The sequence below is a fragment of the Klebsiella aerogenes KCTC 2190 genome, assembly GCF_000215745.1.
GTDB lineage: Bacteria > Pseudomonadota > Gammaproteobacteria > Enterobacterales > Enterobacteriaceae > Klebsiella > Klebsiella aerogenes.
On sequence record NC_015663.1, the window covers coordinates 3,444,216 to 3,463,130 of the forward strand.

The following is an 18,915-nucleotide window of genomic DNA, read 5'->3' on the forward strand; positions in this document are numbered from 1 at the left end:
TATGAAGCAGAGATACACATCAGGGACTGTTCTGGCGGCCATGCTTATGGTCGTTGGATGTCAGGCGCAACAGCCGCCGACGCAGGTCATTTATCGTTTCGATGACCACCGTTATCTGGAGCTGAAGGGGTGGGACTGTGAAGGTGAGCTTTGGTATACGGATAGCCAAAGGAAAATTCACTCGCAAATATACTCGCAGTTTTATCGCGTTTTCACCAGGAAGTTAGTCCATCCATCAGAGCGATACATCGCCATTATTGGTTGGGGGGCAGATGGTTTTCGAATATCAAAGGATTATGGTCAAACATGGTCCGATGCTCATTTTTCTCCGGGGCATAATGAGCCAAATGGCGATAATTACGCGCCTTATGATGACCTTATCTCTTTCACCGTCGTCAACGATCAGGGTTTTTTGCAGACCAGGCACCGACTGTATATGTCGTCCAAACCGTTCGACGATCCACGTCTGGCGGCTGGTGGCCCGGGTATCCAATATGTCATTGAAGGGGAAACTCACACTATTACTCCGCAATCCCCGGGGCCTTCGTGGGGTATGGATTACATAACGAAGCAAGGACTTGAGAACGATACGGCAAAATACCACACCAACTACCAGGGGCTCCCCGACAGAGTACCCGAAGTGAAAGGCTACACCGGCTGGGATCATATGCGTTGTGATATGGATGCAGGGAGATAGGCATGAAAGGATTATTCACCGCTCTGGCGGCCATGTTTATGGTCGTTGGATGTCAGGCGCAACAGCCGCCGACGCAGGTCATTTATCGTTTCGATGACCACCGTTATCTGGAGCTGAAGGGGTGGGACTGTGAAGGTGAGCTTTGGTATACGGATAGCCAAAGGAAAATTCACTCGCAAATATACTCGCAGTTTTATCGCGTTTTCACCAGGAAGTTAGTCCATCCATCAGAGCGATACATCGCCATTATTGGTTGGGGGGCAGATGGTTTTCGAATATCAAAGGATTATGGTCAAACATGGTCCGATGCTCATTTTTCTCCGGGGCATAATGAGCCAAATGGCGATAATTACGCGCCTTATGATGAAGTTCTCTCTTTCACCGTCGTCAACGACCAGGGTTTTTTGCAGACCAGGCATCGCCTGTATATGTCGTCCAAACCGTTCGACGATCCACGTCTGGCCGCAGGTGGCCCGGGTATCCAATATGTCATTGAAGGGGAAACTCACACTATAACCCCCCAGTTTCCAGGTTGGTCATGGGGGATGGTTTATATGACCAAACAAGGACTTGAGAACGATACGGCAAAATACCACACCAATTACCAGGGACTCCCCGACAACGTGCCCGAAGTAAAAGGCTACACCGGCTGGGATCGTATGCGTTGTGATATGGATGCAGGACGTTAAGGGAGCAAAAATAATGAAAGGTGTCATTAGGTTAAATGATCCGCTGGCGGGCGGAGGAAAAGTGATCACATCATCCGGTGCTGAATTTATGGGAACCCCTGTCACCCTGAAAGGTGACAAAGTTCAGTGTGCTACGCACAAAGGGACTTTCGGTATTACTGAGTGCCACCCCTTTTGGACGATGAACGGTCGCGGTGTGGTGGTGGATGGCTGTAAAGCTGAATGTGGATGCGCGATACGAACGACGCTACAAACTGCGGGAGCGGTGTAATGGAATGGTGGCTATATTCTGAGCAGGAAGATATTCAGGATGAGATGCCTGTATTGGCTGTCGTGATGATTTATGTAGCGCTTATCGCGGTATGCCTGTTTATACAGGCGCTAGTCTGGCCTGCAAATAAACCGGTCACGTTTGAGTTCTTCATTCCTTCCGTATTACTTCCTGCCTGTGTTTTGACCACGATATTGTTCTTCGTGAAGATGGTATTGAGTGCGACAGTGTGTTACGCCGAAATACGCAAATATATTGCCAAATCCTGGGAGGTAGAGCTTAAAACCTATGCCCGAAAAAATATCGCGCTAGCCGCCTGGACTGCTCTAACCCCTTTAGAACAGCCTGCGCTCAATATGCTGAAACTGGAAGGGGAGTTTCCGTTAGCGCCGAAAACCCCACTCAGGATAGAAATTGAAGATCTTTTCGAGCAGACCCGTAATGAGCAAATTTTCACGAAATTGCTTACCCCAATGGCTATGATGTTGAACGGTAATAATTACCGCGGAATTGAAATTATCGTCTGGGTACGTGGGGGAGATAACTTCTGTGTAGATGCATTGAGGAGGGTGCTGGAGCATCTGAATATCCCTAACGCCAACGCCTGTGAAATCGAATACCTTACCGAGTGTCCGGAGTACGGCATGGTGGATAAATGGATCGCTGCGCCCGATGACAACGTCATTAACCGAATCGTCATTACTGTCGATATGCATGAAGAAGATAGCGATTCTAAAAGCATGGAAAGCGCCTGTGCGTTTTTGTTCACTAATCACTATGTCAGAGGAGCAGGCGAAAAGCCGGTATATCTTTATCAGCCGATGTCAGGCGTTACTGATGTAGAAGAAAAGATGCCGGTCTATCTGGAGGTTAAGTCCGTTACTGCACCTAAAACACTGTGGTATACAGGATTGTCCAGAGTGGATAAATATCCATTATTGCAGGCGTTAGATGCAAAAAATCTGGCGTCAGAACGCCTGGATATGGAGGCCTCACTAGGGGAAAAGAGCGCCGGTTATCGATGGCTGGCTTTGGCGCTGGCTGCCGATGCCGTCAGGTATGCGCAAGGCGAGCAGCTGGTGGCGACATCTGAAAATAACAAGTTTGCTATTACTTCCTTGTCTTCAAAGAAGACGAATTTACCCGAAAAAGCGAAGTGGGGCCATACGATACCGCCAGTTGTGCATAGCGTTATAGTATGGGGGGCCTGATGATTTCGTGGCTGTTTTATAATGTGAGTTTTACGCCTAAACCTGAACATATCTCTACGCTGTGGATCGTGGCGAGTATAGCCATTCCTGCAATTATCGCTTTTGGCGTTGGTTTGTCATTGACTGTTTTAGCCGTCAATAAGGCATATCAACATATGGGGTATTGAGCTGAATCTTATTGTATAGACGGGAAGAAGCCGACCGTGAGATCGGCTTCTTCCCTGGTAATACGCAGCCCGGGTGTAAAGATTGGCAAAGTGAAGTTATTTCTTTTTTTTATCGGTTGGCAACTGACCGGCGCGACGTTCTTTGATGTAAGACACCAGGCTGTAAACGGCGACACCCAGTAGAGCGATCGCCACGATAAAGAGCAAGAAACCCGACATAAATTAACCTAATAATTTGTTTAAACAGAAGAAAAAATAACGCCTCACGAAGACGATAACATCGGGATGTTTCCGAAAGATGACCTAAAAGTGCCAAAGGCATCCAGCATGGCTCATTATGTTAAAATATTGATGGTGTTAATGTATTGTGACGCTATGTGCGCGCCTTAGCGTCTGATGTAACACTCCGTTAAGTCATTTTACAGACGGATGGGATTGCGGCTGTTACGCTAACCGTTGAATGAGAATTTTCTGAGAGTAATGCATGTTTAAAACAAGTCTCGCCGGCCTGCTTGCTTCGGCGCTTATGCTGACGGCTTTTGCCAGTTGGGCGCAGTCGGAAAGCCAACAGGTTCGCGAACGAATTGTCGAGCAGGTGTTAAAACCCTGCGAAGGTAAAAAGGCCGGGGATAAAGTGGTGATGGTCGACCGCCGGGGCGGTGAACATGAAGCGATTTGTACGCTGGCGGCGGTGCCATTACCGGAATAGGTAGCCGCTTTCGCCACTCCCTCTGCGACACTCATCCTGACTCTGTTTTATGCCTTCGGTAGCGGTTAAGATCATACCAACTGAGGTACTCGCGGGTTATGGCTTGCGCTTTATCCGGGCGACCTGCCGTTAATTTATTCACCATGCAGGCTGAAACTGCCGGTGTTGCGGCCTCAAATCCCCGGTGGCGCTGCCGCTTACCGGGGCTACAGTGCTTTGCGATTTGGTAGCCCGGAGAAGGCGCAACGCGCCGCGTCCGGGAAAACTCCTTAAGAAAGTTGCCAACCGATAACCGTATCTACGGTCCTGAATCTGCCGCTCCCGGCCATCTCTGAAGTGTTAAAAAAGCGACCGACGCCTCAGTTTGTGAGCCATTGCCCGCAAAAATGTCATAAATCCGTCACAATGATGGCGATGATAATAAATGACTGAGGATGAAGGGATGAAAAAAAGTCTACTCGCCGCCGCGGTGGCCGGGGCCGTATTGTTATCCGCCGGCGCCCAGGCGCAGGACGCCGTTGCGCCGGAAGGGTATCAACTGCAACAGGTGCTGATCATGAGTCGCCACAACCTGCGCGCGCCGCTGGCCAATAACGGCAGCGTACTTGAGCAGTCGACGCCGAAATCCTGGCCGCAGTGGGATGTGCCAGGCGGTCAGTTAACCACCAAAGGCGGCGTGCTGGAGGTCTATATGGGCCACTATATGCGTGAGTGGCTGGCGCAGCAGAAGCTGGTGACCAGCGGCGAATGCCCGCCGGAAAATGCCGTCTACGCCTACGCTAATAGCCTGCAGCGGACCGTCGCCACCGCGCAGTTCTTTATTACCGGCGCTTTCCCTGGCTGCGGGGTGCCTGTGCATCATCAGCCGCAGATGGGAACGATGGATCCCACGTTCAACCCGGTCATTACTGACGATTCAGCCGAATTCGCGCAAAAAGCGGTGCAGGCAATGGAAAAAGAGCGTCAGGGGATGCAGCTCGCTGAGAGCTACAAGCTGCTGGAAGAGATGACCGACTATCGTAATTCGCCATCCTGTAAAGAAAAGCATGTCTGCTCGCTTAGCGACGGTAAAGATACCTTTAGCGCCAAATATCAGCAGGAGCCAGGTGTTTCCGGGCCGCTGAAGGTCGGTAACTCGCTGGTGGATGCCTTCACCCTGCAGTACTACGAAGGTTTTCCGAAGGATCAGGTGGCGTGGGGTGAAATTGCCAGCGATAAGCAGTGGCAGGTGCTGTCAAAGCTGAAAAATGGCTATCAGGATAGTCTGTTTACTTCCGCGGAAGTGGCGCGCAACGTCGCTAAGCCGCTGGTTAAATATATCGATAATGCGCTGGTGGGCGATGGCGCCGCTAAGGCGAAAGTGACGCTGCTGGTCGGGCATGATTCCAACATCGCTTCGCTGCTGACGGCGCTGGACTTTAAACCCTACCAGTTACCCGGCCAGTATGAGCGCACCCCCATCGGCGGCAAGCTGCTGTTCCAGCGCTGGCACGATAGCGGCAGCAATCGCGATTTAATGAAGATTGAGTATGTCTATCAAAGCACTGAACAGCTGCGCAACGCGGATGCTTTGAGCCTGCAATCTCCACCGCAGCGGGTCACGCTGGCGCTTAACGGTTGTCCGGTTGATGACCAGGGATTCTGCCCGTTGGAGACGTTCAAAAAGGTCATGAACGAGGCGGCAAAATAAAACAAAAAACCCGGAGCAGTCCGGGTGATGAATGAGCGCGGGCGCAATGCCCGCGCAATTGCGCTATCAGACGTTTTTACGTTCGATGGTCTGTTCGCCCCAGAAGAGGCTGTCTTTATCGGTTTTGGCGAAAGCTCGCGACAGCACCTCATCGCTGCCTTCTTCCCAAATTTTCTCCGCCAGCTTTTCATCGTAATTCGCGAGTTCGAAAATGGCTTCGGCGATTTCCAAAGAGGTATTACGTAAGCTTGCCCATTCGCCCACGTGGTGGGCCTTCGCTTCTTGATTCGGCATGCAACTCCTCCTGTTGAAGGTTAGCCGTGTAATTTCACAGCTACATTGGCGACGTGCTCACCCTGGTAGCGAGCGATAGCCAGCTCTTCCTGGCTTGGCTGACGGGAGCCGTCGCCGCCTGCGATGGTGGTTGCGCCATATGGCGTGCCGCCGCGCACCTGGGAGACATCAAACAGCTCCTGCGCGCCGTAGCCAATCGGCACAATGATCATCCCATGATGGGCAAGGGTAGTCCAGGTTGAGGTAATTGTCTGCTCCTGGCCGCCGCCGGTACCGGTTGAACTAAAGACGCTGGCGACTTTGCCATACAGCGCGCCGGAAGCCCACAGGCCGCCGGTCTGATCCAGGAAGGTGCGCATCTGTCCCGACATATTGCCGAAACGGGTAGGGGTACCAAAGATGATGGCATCATACTCCGCCAGTTCCTGCGGTGTGGCGACGGGCGCATTTTGTGTTTTCCCGCCTGCTTTGGCAAACGCTTCAGCCTGCATAGTTTCCGGCACGCGCTTCACAACCACCTCAACGCCGTCAACTTTATTTGCCCCTTCGGCAACGGCATGAGCCATGGTTTCGATGTGTCCATACATGGAATAATAAAGCACCAGAATTTTAGCCATTTGCATCACTCCTCGGTTGCGTAATTGTCCAGCCAAACGACTGGCTACCTATAAAGATAAGACCTGTGGCGCAGAGTGCAAATCCAACAAACATTTGTTTGATTTATAACAAAATGGCAAAGATTAATTTGCAACATGCCTCGTAGCAAATAGATACATTTTGCGCAGGGCTGATTTCAGCTGTAAGAAGAAATGCTTAGCGGTTGCGATCGCGGCTGGCGTCTGGTTTTGACGATTAAATGTTGCGGAATGTGACTATTTGCTTGGGGAATGAGTTTCATTTACTACGCTTATAAGCACGCGATGCATAATGGCCATGCCATATGCCGCGGGGGCTTAGGCCCAGAACTCACCTAATGCAATATGATGTCAAACCCAATGGAGGTCAGTAATGGCAAACCATCGTGGCGGTTCCGGCAATTTTGCCGAAGATCGTGCCAGAGCATCAGAAGCAGGTCGTAAAGGTGGCCAGCACAGCGGGGGGAACTTTAAAAACGATCCTCAACGCGCCTCGGAAGCTGGCAAAAAAGGGGGTAAAAATAGTCACGGCAATCGCAATAGCTAGCCGGGACTGTCTTTTATGATGCGGTGTTAATCTCCCCCGACCCTGCCGCATCACCCTCGCCGCCGACGTATGTCGGCGGTTTTTTTGTCTATGGGTGTTGCTTTCGGCCTGAAGCGCCTGCGAAACTGGTTAGCTATTTATTGCTATTGGTCGCCTCATGTCTTCGCTCAAACTCTCGATAACGCCGCAGGAACTGATCCTGATTGTGATCACCATGTTCTGGGGCGGTACCTTTCTTGCCGTACAGTACGCCGTGAACTTTAGCGGGCCGTTTTTCTTCGTCGGCCTGCGCTTTGCCACCGCCGCGCTGGCGGTGGCGCTACTGTCGCTGCGTACGTTACGCGGCCTGACCTGGCTTGAGGTTAAGGCCGGTGTGGCGATCGGCGTGGCGATTGCGCTCGGCTACAGCCTGCAAACCTGGGGCTTACAGTCCATCTCCAGCAGTAAATCGGCGTTTATTACCGCCATGTATGTACCGCTGGTGCCGCTGTTGCAGTGGCTGTGTCTTGGGCGCATGCCTGGCGTCATGTCCTGCGTGGGCATCGTGTTGGCGTTTATCGGGCTGATCCTGCTGGCGGGGCCGGAAAACAATCTGCTGGCTTTGGGGATTGGCGAAATGATTACCCTGGCAAGCGCGGTGGCTATCGCTGCCGAAATCATTTTAATCAGCGCGTGGGCGCGTCAGGTCGATGTGCGCCGGGTGACAGTGGTACAGCTGGCGACCGCCTCGCTGGTGGCTTTTGCCGCGATGGCGCCGGCTGGGGAGTCTATCCCGCCGATGCGCCCGGAACTGCTGGCCGTCGCGCTGGGACTGGGGATTTTCAGCGCCATTATTCAGGTCACCATGAACTGGGCGCAGCGTAGCGTATCGCCGACGCGGGCGACGCTGATTTACACCGGCGAGCCGGTTTGGGCTGGCGTGTTTGGTCGTATCGCCGGCGAGCGTCTGCCGCTGTTGGCGCTGGTGGGCTGTCTGTTTATTCTCGCCGGAGTGCTGGTCAGCGAGCTGAAGTGGAAGAAAAAATCGCGGCCGCAGATTGCGGCAGAGGAAGCGCCAGAACTTGCTGAGCGGCGCGAGCCCTAATTATGGCCCCGGCGCGCGTCGCCGGGGCGAACCCTGATTATACCGTAGTGGCTTTTGCCACCTTTTCCTGGTGCTGACGGCGGTTAAGCAACGCATGCAGTAAAATAGCGCCGAAAGTCGCCGTCCCAATCCCTCCAAGGCGAAAGCCCCCCAGCGACAAGGTAAAATCGCCTGCGCCCAGAACCAGCGTCACCGCCACCATGATTAAATTCGCATTCAGGCTGAGATCGACCCGATTCTGCACCCATATCCGCGCCCCGGTGACCGCAATCAAACCAAAGACCACGATTGATGCGCCGCCAATGACCGGGCCTGGGATCGTATGAATCAGGGCGCCGAACTTGGGCGAAAAGCCGAGCAGGATGGCGATCAGCGCCGCGGCGACAAACACCAGTGTTGAATAGACTTTGGTCACCGCCATAACGCCGATGTTCTCCGCATAGGTGGTGACGCCGCTACCGCCGCAGGCGCCGGAAAGCAGGGTCGCCAGCCCGTCGCCGACAAACGCGCGCCCCATCCAGGGATCCAGATTGCGCCCGGTCATTCCCGATACGGCCTTTAAATGCCCCAGGTTTTCCGCCACCAGAATGATGGCCACCGGCGCAATCAGCAGCATCGCCTGGCTGTCAAAGGTGGGGGAAGTAAAGTGCGGGACCCCAAACCATGCTGCCTGGGCGACAGGGGCAAAATCCAGCGGTTTGCCAAGAGCGAATACGTTGGCCAGCAGCGCATAGAGCGCACAGGCGATAATAAGCCCCATCAGGATCAGTAGACGCTGCAGCAGTCCTCGGGTAAAGACCGCGACGGCGCCGATACAAAGCACCGTCAGCATCGCCATCCAGCTGTCGAAGGCGTTGGCGGAAACGCTGTGCACGGCAATCGGCGCCAGGTTAAGACCGATCGCCATCACCACCGCGCCGGTTACTGCGGGTGGCATCAGTCGCTCTATCCAGCCGGTGCCGATTTTCATCACCACCAGACCGATCAGGGTATAGAGCAGCCCGCAGGCGATAATGCCGCCGAGGGCGATGTTGAGATGAGGATTCAACCCCTGGCCAGTAAAGCCGGTCACGGTGATGACCACGCCGACGAAGGCGGCGCTGGAGCCAAGATAGCTCGGTACCCGGCCGCCGGTGACGACAAAGAACAGCAGAGTGCCCACCCCCGACAGCAGGATAGCCAGGTTGGGGTCAATCCCCATCAATAAAGGCATCAATACGGTCGCGCCAAACATCGCCACGGCGTGCTGCACGCCCATGATCAGCGTTTGCCCGGCGGATAAACGTTCATCCGGGGCGACAACGCCGGCATCTGCGGCGGGGGGGGTTAACTGCCAGCGAGGAAAATCGAAGAGTGCCATGATGATATCCCGGGTGAGAGGTTAACAAACGGGCCGCATAAGCGTGTGATAGCCGCGGTCAAACCACATCAGGCCGCGCGGTTCCGGCTGGCGGGCGATAGCTACGACCTGGCAAAACAGAATGTCATGGGTGCCGACCTGTAGCCGCTGGTCGATGCGGCAGTCGAAACTGACCAGCGCCTCTTTCAGCCGCGGGCAGCCGGTCGCGCCGGTTTGCCAGTCGGCGGCGGCAAAGCGCTCATCCATTGCCGTTTTACCGCCAAAGAGCGTCGACAGGGCCTCCTGTCCGGCCGCGAGGGTATTGACGCAAAGGGCGTGATGTTCGCTGAATACCGGCCAGACCGAAGCCGAACGGTTGAGGCACACCAGCAGCGTCGGCGGGGTGTCGGTTACGCTGCATACCGCGCTGGCGGTAAAACCGGCGCGCCCGGCAGGCCCTTCGGTGGTGATAATGTTGACCGCCGCGCCGACATGGGCCATGGCGTCACGAAAACTGTGTTGATCCGCTACGTTCATTACCGTCTCCTTATGCCAGCAGGCAGGCTTCATCAAAACTCAGGCGCGGCAGCCGGTCGTACAATTTGCCGGGGTCGCCATAGCCGATATTCACCAGTAGATTGCTTTTCCAGCCGCTGTTGGCGAAAAACGCCGCATCGACTTTCTCGCGGTCGAACCCCGACATCGGGCCGGTGTCGAGGCCCAGCGAGCGGCAGGCGAAAATCAGATACGCCGCCTGCAGCGAGCTGTTGCGAAAGGCGGTTTCCTCGGCCAACTGCGGACTGGAAGTAAACCAGCTCCGGGCGTCGCCGTGCGGAAACAGCGCGGGCAGGCGCTCGTAAAACGCGTTATCCCAGGCCACGATGGCGGTGACCGGCGCCTGCATGGTTTTTTCCACATTGCCGCTGGAGAGCGTTGGGCGGAGTTTCGCTTTGCCCTCGGCGCTGCGCACAAAAACGATTCGCGCCGGTGAACAGTTGGCCGAGGTCGGCCCCATTTTCATCAAGTCGTAAATCTCCTGCAGCTGCCGATCGTTAACCGCCTGTTCCCGCCAGCCATTGTAGGTCCGGGCATGGGTGAATAGGGTCTCGCAAGCCTTTTGATTGATTGCTTCGCTCATATATTCTCCTCGGCGACCGGCAGCAGGGTCGTCAGGCCGTCGCGTAAAATAGGGTTAAACGTGTTGCTGTCGGTAACGTTACAGGCATGGCCGCCCCAGGCCATTTCCACGAGTCGGCTACCGGGAATCGCCGCCTGCAGCATTCGCGAGCAGGAGGCGGGGACCAGCAGGTCGTCGGTGGCGCTGATGATCAGTGTCGGGCAGGCGATAGCCGCCGCGCGGCGCGAAAAATCCGCCTGTTTCAGGGCCTGCAGCCTTTTCAGTAGATTCTCCTTGCCCTGGAAATGGCTAATAGCCAACGCGTCTTCCGCTTCGAGACGCGGCAGGCGGGCCGCCATCCACTCCGCCGGATAGAGAAACAGCGGCTGAGCCTCGACCCACGCCTGGGCGCCGCCGGCATGCAGCAGGCGTTCGCGGACCTGAAAGCAGCGGCGGGTATGCGGGGAAAGCGTTAGCCAACCGTTTACCAGCACCAGCGCGCTGACCGCGCGCGGATAGTCGAGCGCCAACTGCATCCCAATCAGCGCTCCCAGGGCGTGGCCAACCAGCGCGAAGCGCATGATGCCCGCCGCCTGCAGGGCGCTGAACAGCTCCTGCGCCATCGTCGCCATGCTGTAATTTTCCGGCAACGGGCCGCGGTTCTCCCCGGTACCGTTATGGTCATAGCACACCAGTTGATAATGCTGTTCCAGCGCCGCCCGCTGCGCCAGCCAGTACGCGCTACCCCCGCCAAGCCCGGCGCTCAGCACCACCACCGGGGAGCCGGGCCACGGCGGCGGGGCAATATTGAGCCTCATCATGTTGGAGTACCGATATGGGCGACGCTGGCAATTTCCACCAGCGCATCGGGTTTCACCAGCCCGCACTGAATACAGAAACGCGCCGGTTTATCACCGGGGAAAAACTCGGCGTAAACCTCGTTAATCGCGGCGTAATTTTGCCAGTCGGTGATAAAGATACTGTTGAAGGTCACATCCGCCATACTGCCCCCCGCCGTTTCGATAACGCTTTTGATAATCTCCAGCACGTGACGGGTTTGCGCCTTTGGGTCGCCGGGGTAGATCACATTGTTTTGCTTATCGAACGGCAGAGTGCCGGAGACATATACCACTCCGTCGGCGAGCGTCCCTGGAACAAAGGGGGCAATCGGCGTAGCAGTGCCGGGGGGAATTATCACCTGTTTAGGCATAGCGTTTCTCCTCGGTAAAAGCGAGCGGGGCGTCGGGTTCTATGGCGCGGCAGAAGCTGCCGACGTCGCTGACCCAGCCGAAAAAGGTTTCAATGTTGAATAACGCCGCCTGTTGCGCGAAGACGGGACCTGCCTGATGGGTGGCATCCTCCAGCACTACGCCAAAGTATTCGAGGAAGAAACCATCGCGTAGCGTCGATTCGACGCAGACGTTGGTGGCGATGCCGGTGAATACCAGGTGGCGAATACCGCGGCTGCGTAGAATGCTGTCGAGCGGGGTATTGAAAAAGCCGCTGTAGCGGGGTTTCGGCAGGACGATATCGCCCTCCCAGGGCCGTAATTCGTCAACCAGTTGATAATCCCAACCGCCTTTTGCCAGCAGCTTGCCCTGTAGTTCCGGGCGTTGGCGCATGGTCTTCAGCGCGTTTGATTTATGGTAATTCGGCGAGCCGGGGCCGCCGGCTTCCACATACTGTTCGTCCCAGCCATTCTGGAACCAGATAATTAACATGCCGGCGGCGCGGGCGGCGGCCACCGCGAGATTAATATTATCGATAACCGGCCGGGTGGCGGAGACGTCAAAACCGGCGAGATCCAGATATCCGCCCTGGCTTGCATAGGCGTTTTGCATATCGACCACGATCAGCGCGCTGTGCTGGGGCGCGAAGGTCAGCGATTCCGGGCGAGCGGAAAGGGTAATCATCAGGCCACCTCGCGAGTAATGGGAGCAATATGGTCACGGCAGCGCATCAGCGGCTGAATACGTTCGCCAAAGGCGTCAATGCCCTGCAGGAAATCATCGAAGGTCAGCAGTACGCCGTCGGCACCGGGGACCGCCGCCACCTCATCGAGCATACGGGCGACGTTGGCATAGGAGCCGACGAGGGTGCCCATATTGATGTTGACCGCGGAGGTGGGGTCGGCCATCTGGCGGACGTTGGTATCGCTGCCGGAGCGGGTATCTTTCTGGCTCTGTTCGGTCAGCCATGCCAGCGCCTCTTCATCCGCGCCGGCCTTGTAGTGTTCCCATTTAGCGCGGGCCGCTTCGTCAGTTTCGTCGGCGATCACCATAAACAGCACGTAGGAGCCGACGTCGCGGCCGGTTTTTTCCGCCGCCTGCATCATACGTGCGGCGGTGGGCGCGAAGGCGGCGGGGGTATTAACCCCTTTGCCAAAGCAAAAGTTGTAGTCGGCGTGTTGGGCGGAGAACGCCATGCCGGCGTCGCTTTGCCCGGCGCAGATAACCTTCATCGGCTGCGATGGCCGTGGGCTGACCCGGCAGTCGTTCATGGTGAAGTAATCACCTTTAAAATCGCTGCGCCCGGTGCCCCACAGATCGCGCAGAACCGTAACGTATTCAGTCAGGTAGTCATAGCGACTGGCGAAGTATTCATCGCCGGGCCAGATCCCCATCTGGTCATATTCCGGTTTTTGCCAGCCGGTCACCAGATTCACGCCAAAACGTCCGCCGGAGATAGAGTCGATTGTCGAGGCCATGCGGGCGACGATGGCCGGAGGGAGCGTCAACGTCGCGGCGGTGGCATAAATCTCGATCTTCGACGTCACCGCCGCCAGACCGGCCATCAGGGTGAACGATTCCAGGTTGTGATCCCAGAACTCGGTCTTCCCTCCGAAGCCGCGTAGTTTGATCATGGAGAGCGCGAAGTCGAAATGGTAGTGCTCGGCCTTCTGAACTATCGCCTTATTCAGTTCGAAGGTCGGCATATACTGCGGTGCATGGGTGGAAATTAACCAGCCGTTATTACCAATGGGAACGAAAACACCGATTTTCATAACTACCTCTCTGTCGTCATGGAAGATGAAATTGCGCGGTGCGGCATCCTGCCTCTCCCCGAACCACCTCGCAGTGGAAATAAAGCAAAGGTAATGCCAGTTTTAAAAAAGTGTTTGTTATTAATATGTTGTGAAATGGTTGCTGGATTTGTGGATAAAAATGTGGACTGAATGGTCAAAATCAGTGCACGAAAAAACGGCAGTCATGCGCGATTGGAGTGCGCAGGGTCGTGTCGGCGAGGGGCTTTTGCTATGCTGAAGACGACTACTGAAGGAGAAGACGTATGGCACAGGGCGCCGTGAAAAAAACCGGCAAGCGTTCACAGGCGGTGAGCGCCAAAAAAGAGGCCATTCTGGCCGCTGCGCTGGAGACCTTCTCGCAGTTCGGCATTCACGGTACGCGGCTGGAGCAGGTCGCTGAACTAGCCGGGGTGTCGAAGACCAATTTACTCTATTACTACCCGTCAAAAGAGGCGCTGTACGTTGCCGTACTGCAGCGGATCCTCGCCATCTGGCTGGCGCCGCTGCGGGCATTTCGCGAAGATATCAGCCCGCTGGTGGCGATCCGCGAATATATTCGCCTCAAGCTTGAGGTATCGCGCGATCATCCTCAGGCTTCCAGGCTGTTCTGTCTGGAGATGCTGCAGGGGGCGCCGCTGCTGATGGGCGAACTGACCGGCGATCTGAAGGCGTTGATAGATGAAAAGTCGGCGATAATCTCGTCATGGATTGATAGCGGCAAGCTGGCGGCGGTCGATCCGCAGCACCTTATCTTTATGATCTGGGCGACAACACAGCATTACGCCGATTTCGCCACTCAGGTGGAGGCGGTAACCGGCGCAACGCTGCAGGATGAGTTGTTTTTCCAGCAAACCGTGGATAACGTGCAGCGGATGATTATCGAAGGGATCCGCGTACGTTAATTAGCTGGCGGCAGCGGGCAGTTTTGGTCGCCGTCTTCGCACTGAAGCAGCGAGGCGAGGAAGGCCTCGCGCTCGACGCTCTTATCGGTCATGCACTGGCTTATCAGCATCGGTTGCATACTGCCGCCTTCCGCGCCGGAAGCGAGAAACGCGCAGTCGGCATCACGCAGGGAAATCCACGCCTGCTGGGCTTTTTTCAGCAACTCCTGCTGTTGGCCGGAGGCGCGTTTCAGCGCCTGTTGCCAGGTCTCATTCAGCTTTTTATCGGCCGCCTGATATTGCGCGGCGGCGCACTGATTCATTTCGGTTTGCGTGTTGGCGTTGCTGCAGTCATCCGCCCACGCCGCGCCGCTGGCCAATAGGGCAGCGGCGGCAATCAAAGTGCGTTTCATCGTTCTACTCCCATAAAAAAAGCTCCCGTCCGGGAGCCTTAATTAAGCACAGCTGTCGTCGGCTGTCATTAGTTGAACGCGCCGTAGATTTCCCGGATGGCGGCCCGGCTACCCTTTGGCGGGGTTATGTAGCCCCGGTAAGCGTAGCGCCACCGGGGAGCCCGTTTTAGCCGATGGTCATCAGGCTGGCGTTACCGCCTGCCGCGGCGGTGTTGACGCTCAGCGAACGCTCGATATACAGGCGCTCCAGCAGCAGATTGGTTTCACCGCGGGCAAAGCCCTGCACCGATACAATCGCCCCGTCGCGCGCCGCCACCTGCTCACACAGCTCGCGCAACTGATCGGAATCACCGTGATAAATGACCGCGTCGAAAGCCTGGCTGGTCAACTGATCCGCTTTCGCAAAATGAATGCGCTCACTGACCTCACGCGGCAGTTTCTTCGCCAGTTCGCGCTGCAGGGCGCTATCCGGCCACAGCACTTCACAGCCAACCGCCATTGCCGCAGCCAGTTGAATCAGCGCGTCCTGCTCGTTATCCGCCACGCACAATACGCGCTCGCGCGGCATCAGCGTCAGGGTATTGCGCTCGCCGGTTGGCCCTGGCAGCAGACGTTGGGTGCCGCTTTGCGCCAGATCGCTGTATTGCTGACACAGCGCCTGCAGTTCAGGACGGCCAGCCGCCCACTGCTGCAGCGCCTGCAGCGGTTTTTCCAGCAGCGTTTTCAACTGGGCGTCCAGCGGACGCTCCGCATCCTGGCGGGCGAAAGTGACGCCGACCGCGTCCTGCGGGCGACTGGAGAGCAGACGATACAGGTACAGCGGGCCGCCGGCTTTCGGACCGGTACCCGATAACCCTTCGCCGCCGAACGGCTGTACGCCGACCACCGCGCCAACCATATTGCGGTTGACGTACAGGTTGCCGACTTTCGCGCTGCCGGTGACCTGAGCGATGGTTTCGTCGATACGGGTATGCACGCCGAGGGTCAGACCGTAGCCGGAGGCGTTAATCTGCTCGACCAGCTTATCCAGTTCGTTACGGTTATAGCGCACCACGTGCAGAACCGGGCCAAAGACCTCTTTTTTCAGTTCGTCGAAGCTCTCGAGTTCGATAAGCGTTGGCGCCACGAACGTACCGTGATTCCATTCGCGGGCATCTTCGCTATTTTCACGTACCGCCTGGAAGACATTACGGCCTTTCGCGCGCAGCGCCTGAATATGGCGCTCGATATTCTCTTTGGCTTCCGCGTCGATTACCGGGCCGATATCGGTGGTCAGACGACCCGGATTCCCCATCCGGCATTCGCTCATCGCGCCGCGCAGCATGGTTAACGTATGGTCGGCGACTTCTTCCTGCAGGCAAAGCACGCGCAAGGCGGAACAGCGCTGGCCGGCGCTGTCGAAAGCCGAGGCCAGTACGTCGATCACCACCTGCTCGGTGAGCGCCGACGAGTCGACGATCATCGCGTTCATGCCGCCGGTTTCCGCGATAAGCGGCGTCGGACGGCCCTGCGCATCAAGGCGGTTAGCGATGTTGCGCTGCAGCAGCGTCGCTACTTCGGTCGAACCGGTAAACATTACGCCGCGAACGCGTTCATCTGAGGTTAGCGCGGCGCCGACGGTTTCCCCGCGGCCCGGCAGCAGTTGAATCACCCCCGGCGGTACGCCGGCTTCCAGCAGAATCGCTACGCCTTGCGCGGCGATAAGCGGCGTCTGCTCGGCCGGTTTGGCCAGCACGCTGTTGCCTGCCGCCAGCGCCGCGGCAATCTGGCCGGTGAAGATCGCCAGCGGGAAGTTCCACGGGCTGATACAGACGACCGGGCCTAATGGGCGGTGGGTTTCATTATCGAAATCGTCGCGCACCTGACCGGCATAATAGTGCAGGAAGTCGACCGCTTCGCGCACTTCAGCAATGGCGTTGCTGAAGGTTTTGCCAGCTTCGCGCACCAGGATCCCCATCAGGGTCGGCATCTGGCTTTCCATTAACACGGCGGCGCGCTCAAGAATGGCGGCGCGTTCCTGCGGCGGGGTGGCGAACCAAATTGGCGCGTTATTGATAGCGCTGGTCAGCGCCAGCTGCACTTCGGCATCGCTGGCTTCGCGGACGTAGCCGACGATATCTTTCGGTTCCGCCGGGTTGATGACCGGCTGCATTTCGCCTTCGGCCACCGGCTGCTCCAGCATCGGTAGCGCCTGCCACTTGTGCAGCGCGCTGTTAAGCAGCGAAGAGGAGAGGGAGGCCAGACGATGTTCGTTAGCCAGATCCAGACCGGCGGAGTTGCTGCGGCCGTGACCGTAGAGATCGCGCGGTAGTGGAATTTTCGGATGCGGCAAGCCGGCCTGTCCTTCCTGCTGCGCCAGTTTTTCGACCGCGCTGACCGGATCGGCCACCAGTTCGTCCAGCGGCAGGGTATTATCCGCGATACGGTTAACGAAGGAGGTATTGGCGCCGTTTTCCAACAGACGACGCACCAGATACGCCAGCAGCGTTTCATGGGTACCGACCGGCGCGTAGATACGGCACGGACGGTTTAGTTTGCCGTCGGCGACTTTGCCCACGACCTGCTCATACAGCGGTTCGCCCATGCCGTGCAGGCACTGGAACTCATACTGGCCAGGATAGTAGTTTTGCCCCGCCAACTGGTAGATAGCCGCCAGCGTATGGGCGTTATGGGTGGCAAACTGCGGATAAATCAGGTTCGGTACCGCCAGCAGCTTTTTGGCGCAGGCGAGATAAGAAACGTCGGTGTAGACCTTACGGGTATAAACCGGATAGCCTTCGAGGCCTTCCATCTGCGCGCGTTTGATTTCGCTATCCCAATAGGCGCCTTTCACCAGGCGGATCATCAGGCGACGACGGCTGCGGGTCGCCATGTCGATCAGCGAATCAATCACAAACGGGCAGCGTTTCTGGTAGGCCTGGATAACAAAGCCGATTCCGTTCCAGCCGGCCAGCTCCGGTTCGAAGCACAGTTTTTCCAGCAGATCGAGGGAGATCTCCAGACGATCGGCCTCTTCGGCGTCGATGTTAATACCGATGTCGTACTGGCGCGCCAGCAGCGTCAGCGATTTCAGCCGAGGATAGAGCTCTTCCATGACCCGATCATACTGCGCGCGGCTGTAGCGCGGGTGCAGCGCGGAAAGTTTAATCGAGATCCCCGGCCCTTCATAAATGCCGCGGCCGTTAGAGGCTTTGCCGATGGCGTGGATCGCCTGCTGATAAGAGACCATATAGGCCTGCGCATCGGCGGCGGTCAGCGCGGCTTCGCCAAGCATATCGTAGGAGTAACGGAACCCTTTCTCTTCCAGCTTGCGGGCGTTAGCCAGCGCTTCGGCGATGGTTTCCCCGGTGACGAACTGCTCGCCCATCAGGCGCATCGCCATATCGACGCCTTTGCGGATCAGCGGTTCGCCGCTCTTGCCAATAATGCGGTTCAGCGAACGGGAGAGGCTGGTCTCGTTATGCGTCGACACCAGTTTCCCGGTAAACAACAGTCCCCAGGTGGCGGCATTGACGAACAGCGATGGGCTGCGGCCGATATGCGATTGCCAGTTGCCGTTGCTGATTTTGTCGCGGATTAGCGCGTCGCGGGTGGCTTTATCCGGAATACGCAGCAGCGCTTCGGCCAGGCACATCAGCGCCACACCTTCCTGCGAGGAAAGCGAGAACTCCTGCAGCAGGCTTTGCACCATGCCGGCGCGGCCGCTGGCGGTTTTCTGGTTGCGCAGTTTTTCCGCCAGCTGGTAGGCCAGCTTGTGCGCCTGTTCGCCTAACGGCTGCGGCAGCCGGGCCTGTTCCAGCAACATCGGTACCGCATCGGTTTCCGGGCGACGCCAGGCCGCGGTGATCGCCGCGCGGCTGACCGACTGCGGCAGAATTTGTTCGGCGAATTCGAGGAACGGCTGATATGGCTCATCCGCCGGAGCGCCGGCTTCATCACTTTCATTGGCGGCGCCGGAAAGGAGCGCCGGCAGTTCCGGCAGCGTCTCGTCGTTTTCCAGCTTTTCCAGATAGTTGAAAATGGCTTGTTTAATCAGCCAGTGCGGCGTGCGGTCAATACGGCTCGCGGCGGACTTAATGCGTTCGCGCGTGGCGTCGTCAAGTTTTACACCCATGGTAGTGGTGCCCATTGCGGGAACTCCTGTTA

22 protein-coding genes are annotated in these 18,915 nt (G+C 56.8%); 10 read left to right on the forward strand and 12 right to left on the reverse strand.

Going from position 1 to position 18,915, the window contains the following annotated elements; all coding sequences use genetic code 11:
- The first annotated feature begins 1 nt into the window (after position 1).
- Genes EAE_RS16210 through EAE_RS25260 form a run of 5 tightly spaced genes read left to right on the forward strand, consistent with a single transcriptional unit; the run spans position 2 to position 3,035 of the window.
- Positions 2–697, forward strand: coding sequence for a T6SS immunity protein Tli3 family protein (locus tag EAE_RS16210; protein WP_015704984.1), 696 nt, complete (start codon positions 2–4; stop codon positions 695–697).
- Between the two features lie 2 nt (positions 698–699).
- Positions 700–1,386 (forward strand): T6SS immunity protein Tli3 family protein, encoded by a 687-nt coding sequence (locus tag EAE_RS16215; protein WP_015704985.1) that lies wholly within the window; start codon positions 700–702, stop codon positions 1,384–1,386.
- 13 nt (positions 1,387–1,399) lie between these two features.
- Positions 1,400–1,657 (forward strand): PAAR domain-containing protein, encoded by a 258-nt coding sequence (locus EAE_RS16220; RefSeq protein WP_015704986.1) that lies wholly within the window; start codon positions 1,400–1,402, stop codon positions 1,655–1,657.
- Entirely contained in the window at positions 1,657–2,868 is a 1,212-nt protein-coding gene (locus EAE_RS16225; RefSeq protein WP_015704987.1) for a hypothetical protein, read from the forward strand. The genes EAE_RS16220 and EAE_RS16225 overlap by 1 nt, the downstream gene beginning before the upstream one ends.
- A complete protein-coding gene (locus EAE_RS25260; RefSeq protein ID WP_223848503.1) occupies positions 2,868–3,035 on the forward strand; it encodes a hypothetical protein in 168 nt (55 codons plus the stop codon). Before EAE_RS16225 ends, EAE_RS25260 begins: the two co-directional genes overlap by 1 nt.
- Positions 3,036–3,131: 96 nt before the next feature.
- On the opposite strand, the gene EAE_RS16230 is transcribed toward EAE_RS25260, so the two are convergent.
- Positions 3,132–3,254, reverse strand: a complete 123-nt coding sequence (locus EAE_RS16230) for a small membrane protein (RefSeq protein WP_015367255.1) — start codon at positions 3,252–3,254, stop codon at positions 3,132–3,134.
- Between the two features lie 265 nt (positions 3,255–3,519).
- Between EAE_RS16230 and EAE_RS16235 the strand changes: the two genes are divergently transcribed.
- Positions 3,520–3,744 (forward strand): hypothetical protein, encoded by a 225-nt coding sequence (locus EAE_RS16235; RefSeq protein ID WP_015704988.1) that lies wholly within the window; start codon positions 3,520–3,522, stop codon positions 3,742–3,744.
- Between the two features lie 442 nt (positions 3,745–4,186).
- On the forward strand, positions 4,187–5,434 hold the full coding sequence (gene agp, locus EAE_RS16240) for a bifunctional glucose-1-phosphatase/inositol phosphatase (protein ID WP_015704989.1): 1,248 nt from the start codon (positions 4,187–4,189) through the stop codon (positions 5,432–5,434).
- 66 nt (positions 5,435–5,500) lie between these two features.
- Here the strand turns inward: agp and EAE_RS16245 are convergent, their stop codons facing one another.
- Both EAE_RS16245 and wrbA read right to left on the reverse strand, forming a co-directional pair.
- Entirely contained in the window at positions 5,501–5,728 is a 228-nt protein-coding gene (locus tag EAE_RS16245; protein ID WP_015367252.1) for a YccJ family protein, read from the reverse strand.
- A 20-nt stretch (positions 5,729–5,748) separates the two neighbouring features.
- The gene (wrbA, locus tag EAE_RS16250; protein ID WP_015367251.1) at positions 5,749–6,345 is read right to left on the reverse strand and encodes an NAD(P)H:quinone oxidoreductase; all 597 of its coding nucleotides are present in this window, start codon (positions 6,343–6,345) and stop codon (positions 5,749–5,751) included.
- Positions 6,346–6,736: 391 nt separating this feature from the next.
- Between wrbA and EAE_RS16255 the strand changes: the two genes are divergently transcribed.
- Positions 6,737–6,910, forward strand: coding sequence for a con-10 family general stress protein (locus EAE_RS16255; protein ID WP_015367250.1), 174 nt, complete (start codon positions 6,737–6,739; stop codon positions 6,908–6,910).
- Positions 6,911–7,067: 157 nt separating this feature from the next.
- Positions 7,068–7,994 (forward strand): DMT family transporter, encoded by a 927-nt coding sequence (locus EAE_RS16260; RefSeq protein ID WP_015367249.1) that lies wholly within the window; start codon positions 7,068–7,070, stop codon positions 7,992–7,994.
- A gap of 37 nt (positions 7,995–8,031) precedes the next feature.
- Here EAE_RS16260 and rutG read toward each other — a convergent pair whose 3' ends face one another.
- From rutG to rutA, 7 genes are read right to left on the reverse strand one after another with little or no spacing between them, the layout of a single operon-like run.
- Positions 8,032–9,354, reverse strand: coding sequence for a pyrimidine utilization transport protein G (gene rutG, locus EAE_RS16265; RefSeq protein WP_015704990.1), 1,323 nt, complete (start codon positions 9,352–9,354; stop codon positions 8,032–8,034).
- A 21-nt stretch (positions 9,355–9,375) separates the two neighbouring features.
- Complete coding sequence (rutF, locus tag EAE_RS16270) at positions 9,376–9,870, reverse strand: NADH-dependent FMN reductase RutF (protein ID WP_015367247.1); 495 nt, start codon at positions 9,868–9,870, stop codon at positions 9,376–9,378.
- Between the two features lie 10 nt (positions 9,871–9,880).
- Complete coding sequence (locus EAE_RS16275; RefSeq protein ID WP_015367246.1) at positions 9,881–10,471, reverse strand: malonic semialdehyde reductase; 591 nt, start codon at positions 10,469–10,471, stop codon at positions 9,881–9,883.
- Entirely contained in the window at positions 10,468–11,271 is an 804-nt protein-coding gene (gene rutD / locus EAE_RS16280; RefSeq protein WP_015367245.1) for a pyrimidine utilization protein D, read from the reverse strand. The genes EAE_RS16275 and rutD overlap by 4 nt, the downstream gene beginning before the upstream one ends.
- On the reverse strand, positions 11,268–11,660 hold the full coding sequence (gene rutC, locus EAE_RS16285) for a pyrimidine utilization protein C (RefSeq protein ID WP_015367244.1): 393 nt from the start codon (positions 11,658–11,660) through the stop codon (positions 11,268–11,270). Before rutC ends, rutD begins: the two co-directional genes overlap by 4 nt.
- Positions 11,653–12,363: a pyrimidine utilization protein B gene (rutB, locus tag EAE_RS16290; RefSeq protein WP_015367243.1), complete on the reverse strand. Its 711-nt coding sequence runs from the start codon at positions 12,361–12,363 to the stop codon at positions 11,653–11,655. The genes rutC and rutB overlap by 8 nt, the downstream gene beginning before the upstream one ends.
- Positions 12,363–13,454, reverse strand: coding sequence for a pyrimidine utilization protein A (gene rutA, locus EAE_RS16295; RefSeq protein WP_015704991.1), 1,092 nt, complete (start codon positions 13,452–13,454; stop codon positions 12,363–12,365). The genes rutB and rutA overlap by 1 nt, the downstream gene beginning before the upstream one ends.
- A gap of 284 nt (positions 13,455–13,738) precedes the next feature.
- Here rutA and rutR point away from each other — a divergent pair, with 284 nt between their 5' ends.
- Positions 13,739–14,377: an HTH-type transcriptional regulator RutR gene (gene rutR, locus EAE_RS16300; protein ID WP_015367241.1), complete on the forward strand. Its 639-nt coding sequence runs from the start codon at positions 13,739–13,741 to the stop codon at positions 14,375–14,377.
- Here rutR and EAE_RS16305 read toward each other — a convergent pair.
- Positions 14,374–14,769, reverse strand: coding sequence for a lysozyme inhibitor LprI family protein (locus tag EAE_RS16305; protein WP_015367240.1), 396 nt, complete (start codon positions 14,767–14,769; stop codon positions 14,374–14,376). The two genes, rutR and EAE_RS16305, sit on opposite strands and share 4 nt — an antisense overlap.
- 166 nt (positions 14,770–14,935) lie before the next feature.
- Positions 14,936–18,898 (reverse strand): trifunctional transcriptional regulator/proline dehydrogenase/L-glutamate gamma-semialdehyde dehydrogenase, encoded by a 3,963-nt coding sequence (gene putA, locus EAE_RS16310; RefSeq protein WP_015367239.1) that lies wholly within the window; start codon positions 18,896–18,898, stop codon positions 14,936–14,938.
- Positions 18,899–18,915 lie beyond the last annotated feature (17 nt).

What these genes read in the sequence shown, in the direction of transcription:
- EAE_RS16305 (WP_015367240.1), bottom strand. Translation starts at nt 14,769, where the DNA reads ATGAAACGCACTTTGATTGCCGCCGCTGCCCTATTGGCCAGCGGCGCG.
- EAE_RS16225 (WP_015704987.1), top strand. Translation starts at nt 1,657, where the DNA reads ATGGAATGGTGGCTATATTCTGAGCAGGAAGATATTCAGGATGAGATG.
- EAE_RS16275 (WP_015367246.1), bottom strand. Translation starts at nt 10,471, where the DNA reads ATGAGCGAAGCAATCAATCAAAAGGCTTGCGAGACCCTATTCACCCAT.
- rutB (WP_015367243.1), bottom strand. Translation starts at nt 12,363, where the DNA reads ATGATTACCCTTTCCGCTCGCCCGGAATCGCTGACCTTCGCGCCCCAG.
- rutC (WP_015367244.1), bottom strand. Translation starts at nt 11,660, where the DNA reads ATGCCTAAACAGGTGATAATTCCCCCCGGCACTGCTACGCCGATTGCC.
- EAE_RS16230 (WP_015367255.1), bottom strand. Translation starts at nt 3,254, where the DNA reads ATGTCGGGTTTCTTGCTCTTTATCGTGGCGATCGCTCTACTGGGTGTC.
- putA (WP_015367239.1), bottom strand. Translation starts at nt 18,898, where the DNA reads ATGGGCACCACTACCATGGGTGTAAAACTTGACGACGCCACGCGCGAA.
- EAE_RS16260 (WP_015367249.1), top strand. Translation starts at nt 7,068, where the DNA reads ATGTCTTCGCTCAAACTCTCGATAACGCCGCAGGAACTGATCCTGATT.
- rutG (WP_015704990.1), bottom strand. Translation starts at nt 9,354, where the DNA reads ATGGCACTCTTCGATTTTCCTCGCTGGCAGTTAACCCCCCCCGCCGCA.
- EAE_RS25260 (WP_223848503.1), top strand. Translation starts at nt 2,868, where the DNA reads ATGATTTCGTGGCTGTTTTATAATGTGAGTTTTACGCCTAAACCTGAA.
- EAE_RS16245 (WP_015367252.1), bottom strand. Translation starts at nt 5,728, where the DNA reads ATGCCGAATCAAGAAGCGAAGGCCCACCACGTGGGCGAATGGGCAAGC.
- rutD (WP_015367245.1), bottom strand. Translation starts at nt 11,271, where the DNA reads ATGATGAGGCTCAATATTGCCCCGCCGCCGTGGCCCGGCTCCCCGGTG.
- EAE_RS16255 (WP_015367250.1), top strand. Translation starts at nt 6,737, where the DNA reads ATGGCAAACCATCGTGGCGGTTCCGGCAATTTTGCCGAAGATCGTGCC.
- agp (WP_015704989.1), top strand. Translation starts at nt 4,187, where the DNA reads ATGAAAAAAAGTCTACTCGCCGCCGCGGTGGCCGGGGCCGTATTGTTA.
- wrbA (WP_015367251.1), bottom strand. Translation starts at nt 6,345, where the DNA reads ATGGCTAAAATTCTGGTGCTTTATTATTCCATGTATGGACACATCGAA.
- EAE_RS16215 (WP_015704985.1), top strand. Translation starts at nt 700, where the DNA reads ATGAAAGGATTATTCACCGCTCTGGCGGCCATGTTTATGGTCGTTGGA.
- EAE_RS16220 (WP_015704986.1), top strand. Translation starts at nt 1,400, where the DNA reads ATGAAAGGTGTCATTAGGTTAAATGATCCGCTGGCGGGCGGAGGAAAA.
- EAE_RS16235 (WP_015704988.1), top strand. Translation starts at nt 3,520, where the DNA reads ATGTTTAAAACAAGTCTCGCCGGCCTGCTTGCTTCGGCGCTTATGCTG.
- EAE_RS16210 (WP_015704984.1), top strand. Translation starts at nt 2, where the DNA reads ATGAAGCAGAGATACACATCAGGGACTGTTCTGGCGGCCATGCTTATG.
- rutR (WP_015367241.1), top strand. Translation starts at nt 13,739, where the DNA reads ATGGCACAGGGCGCCGTGAAAAAAACCGGCAAGCGTTCACAGGCGGTG.
- rutF (WP_015367247.1), bottom strand. Translation starts at nt 9,870, where the DNA reads ATGAACGTAGCGGATCAACACAGTTTTCGTGACGCCATGGCCCATGTC.
- rutA (WP_015704991.1), bottom strand. Translation starts at nt 13,454, where the DNA reads ATGAAAATCGGTGTTTTCGTTCCCATTGGTAATAACGGCTGGTTAATT.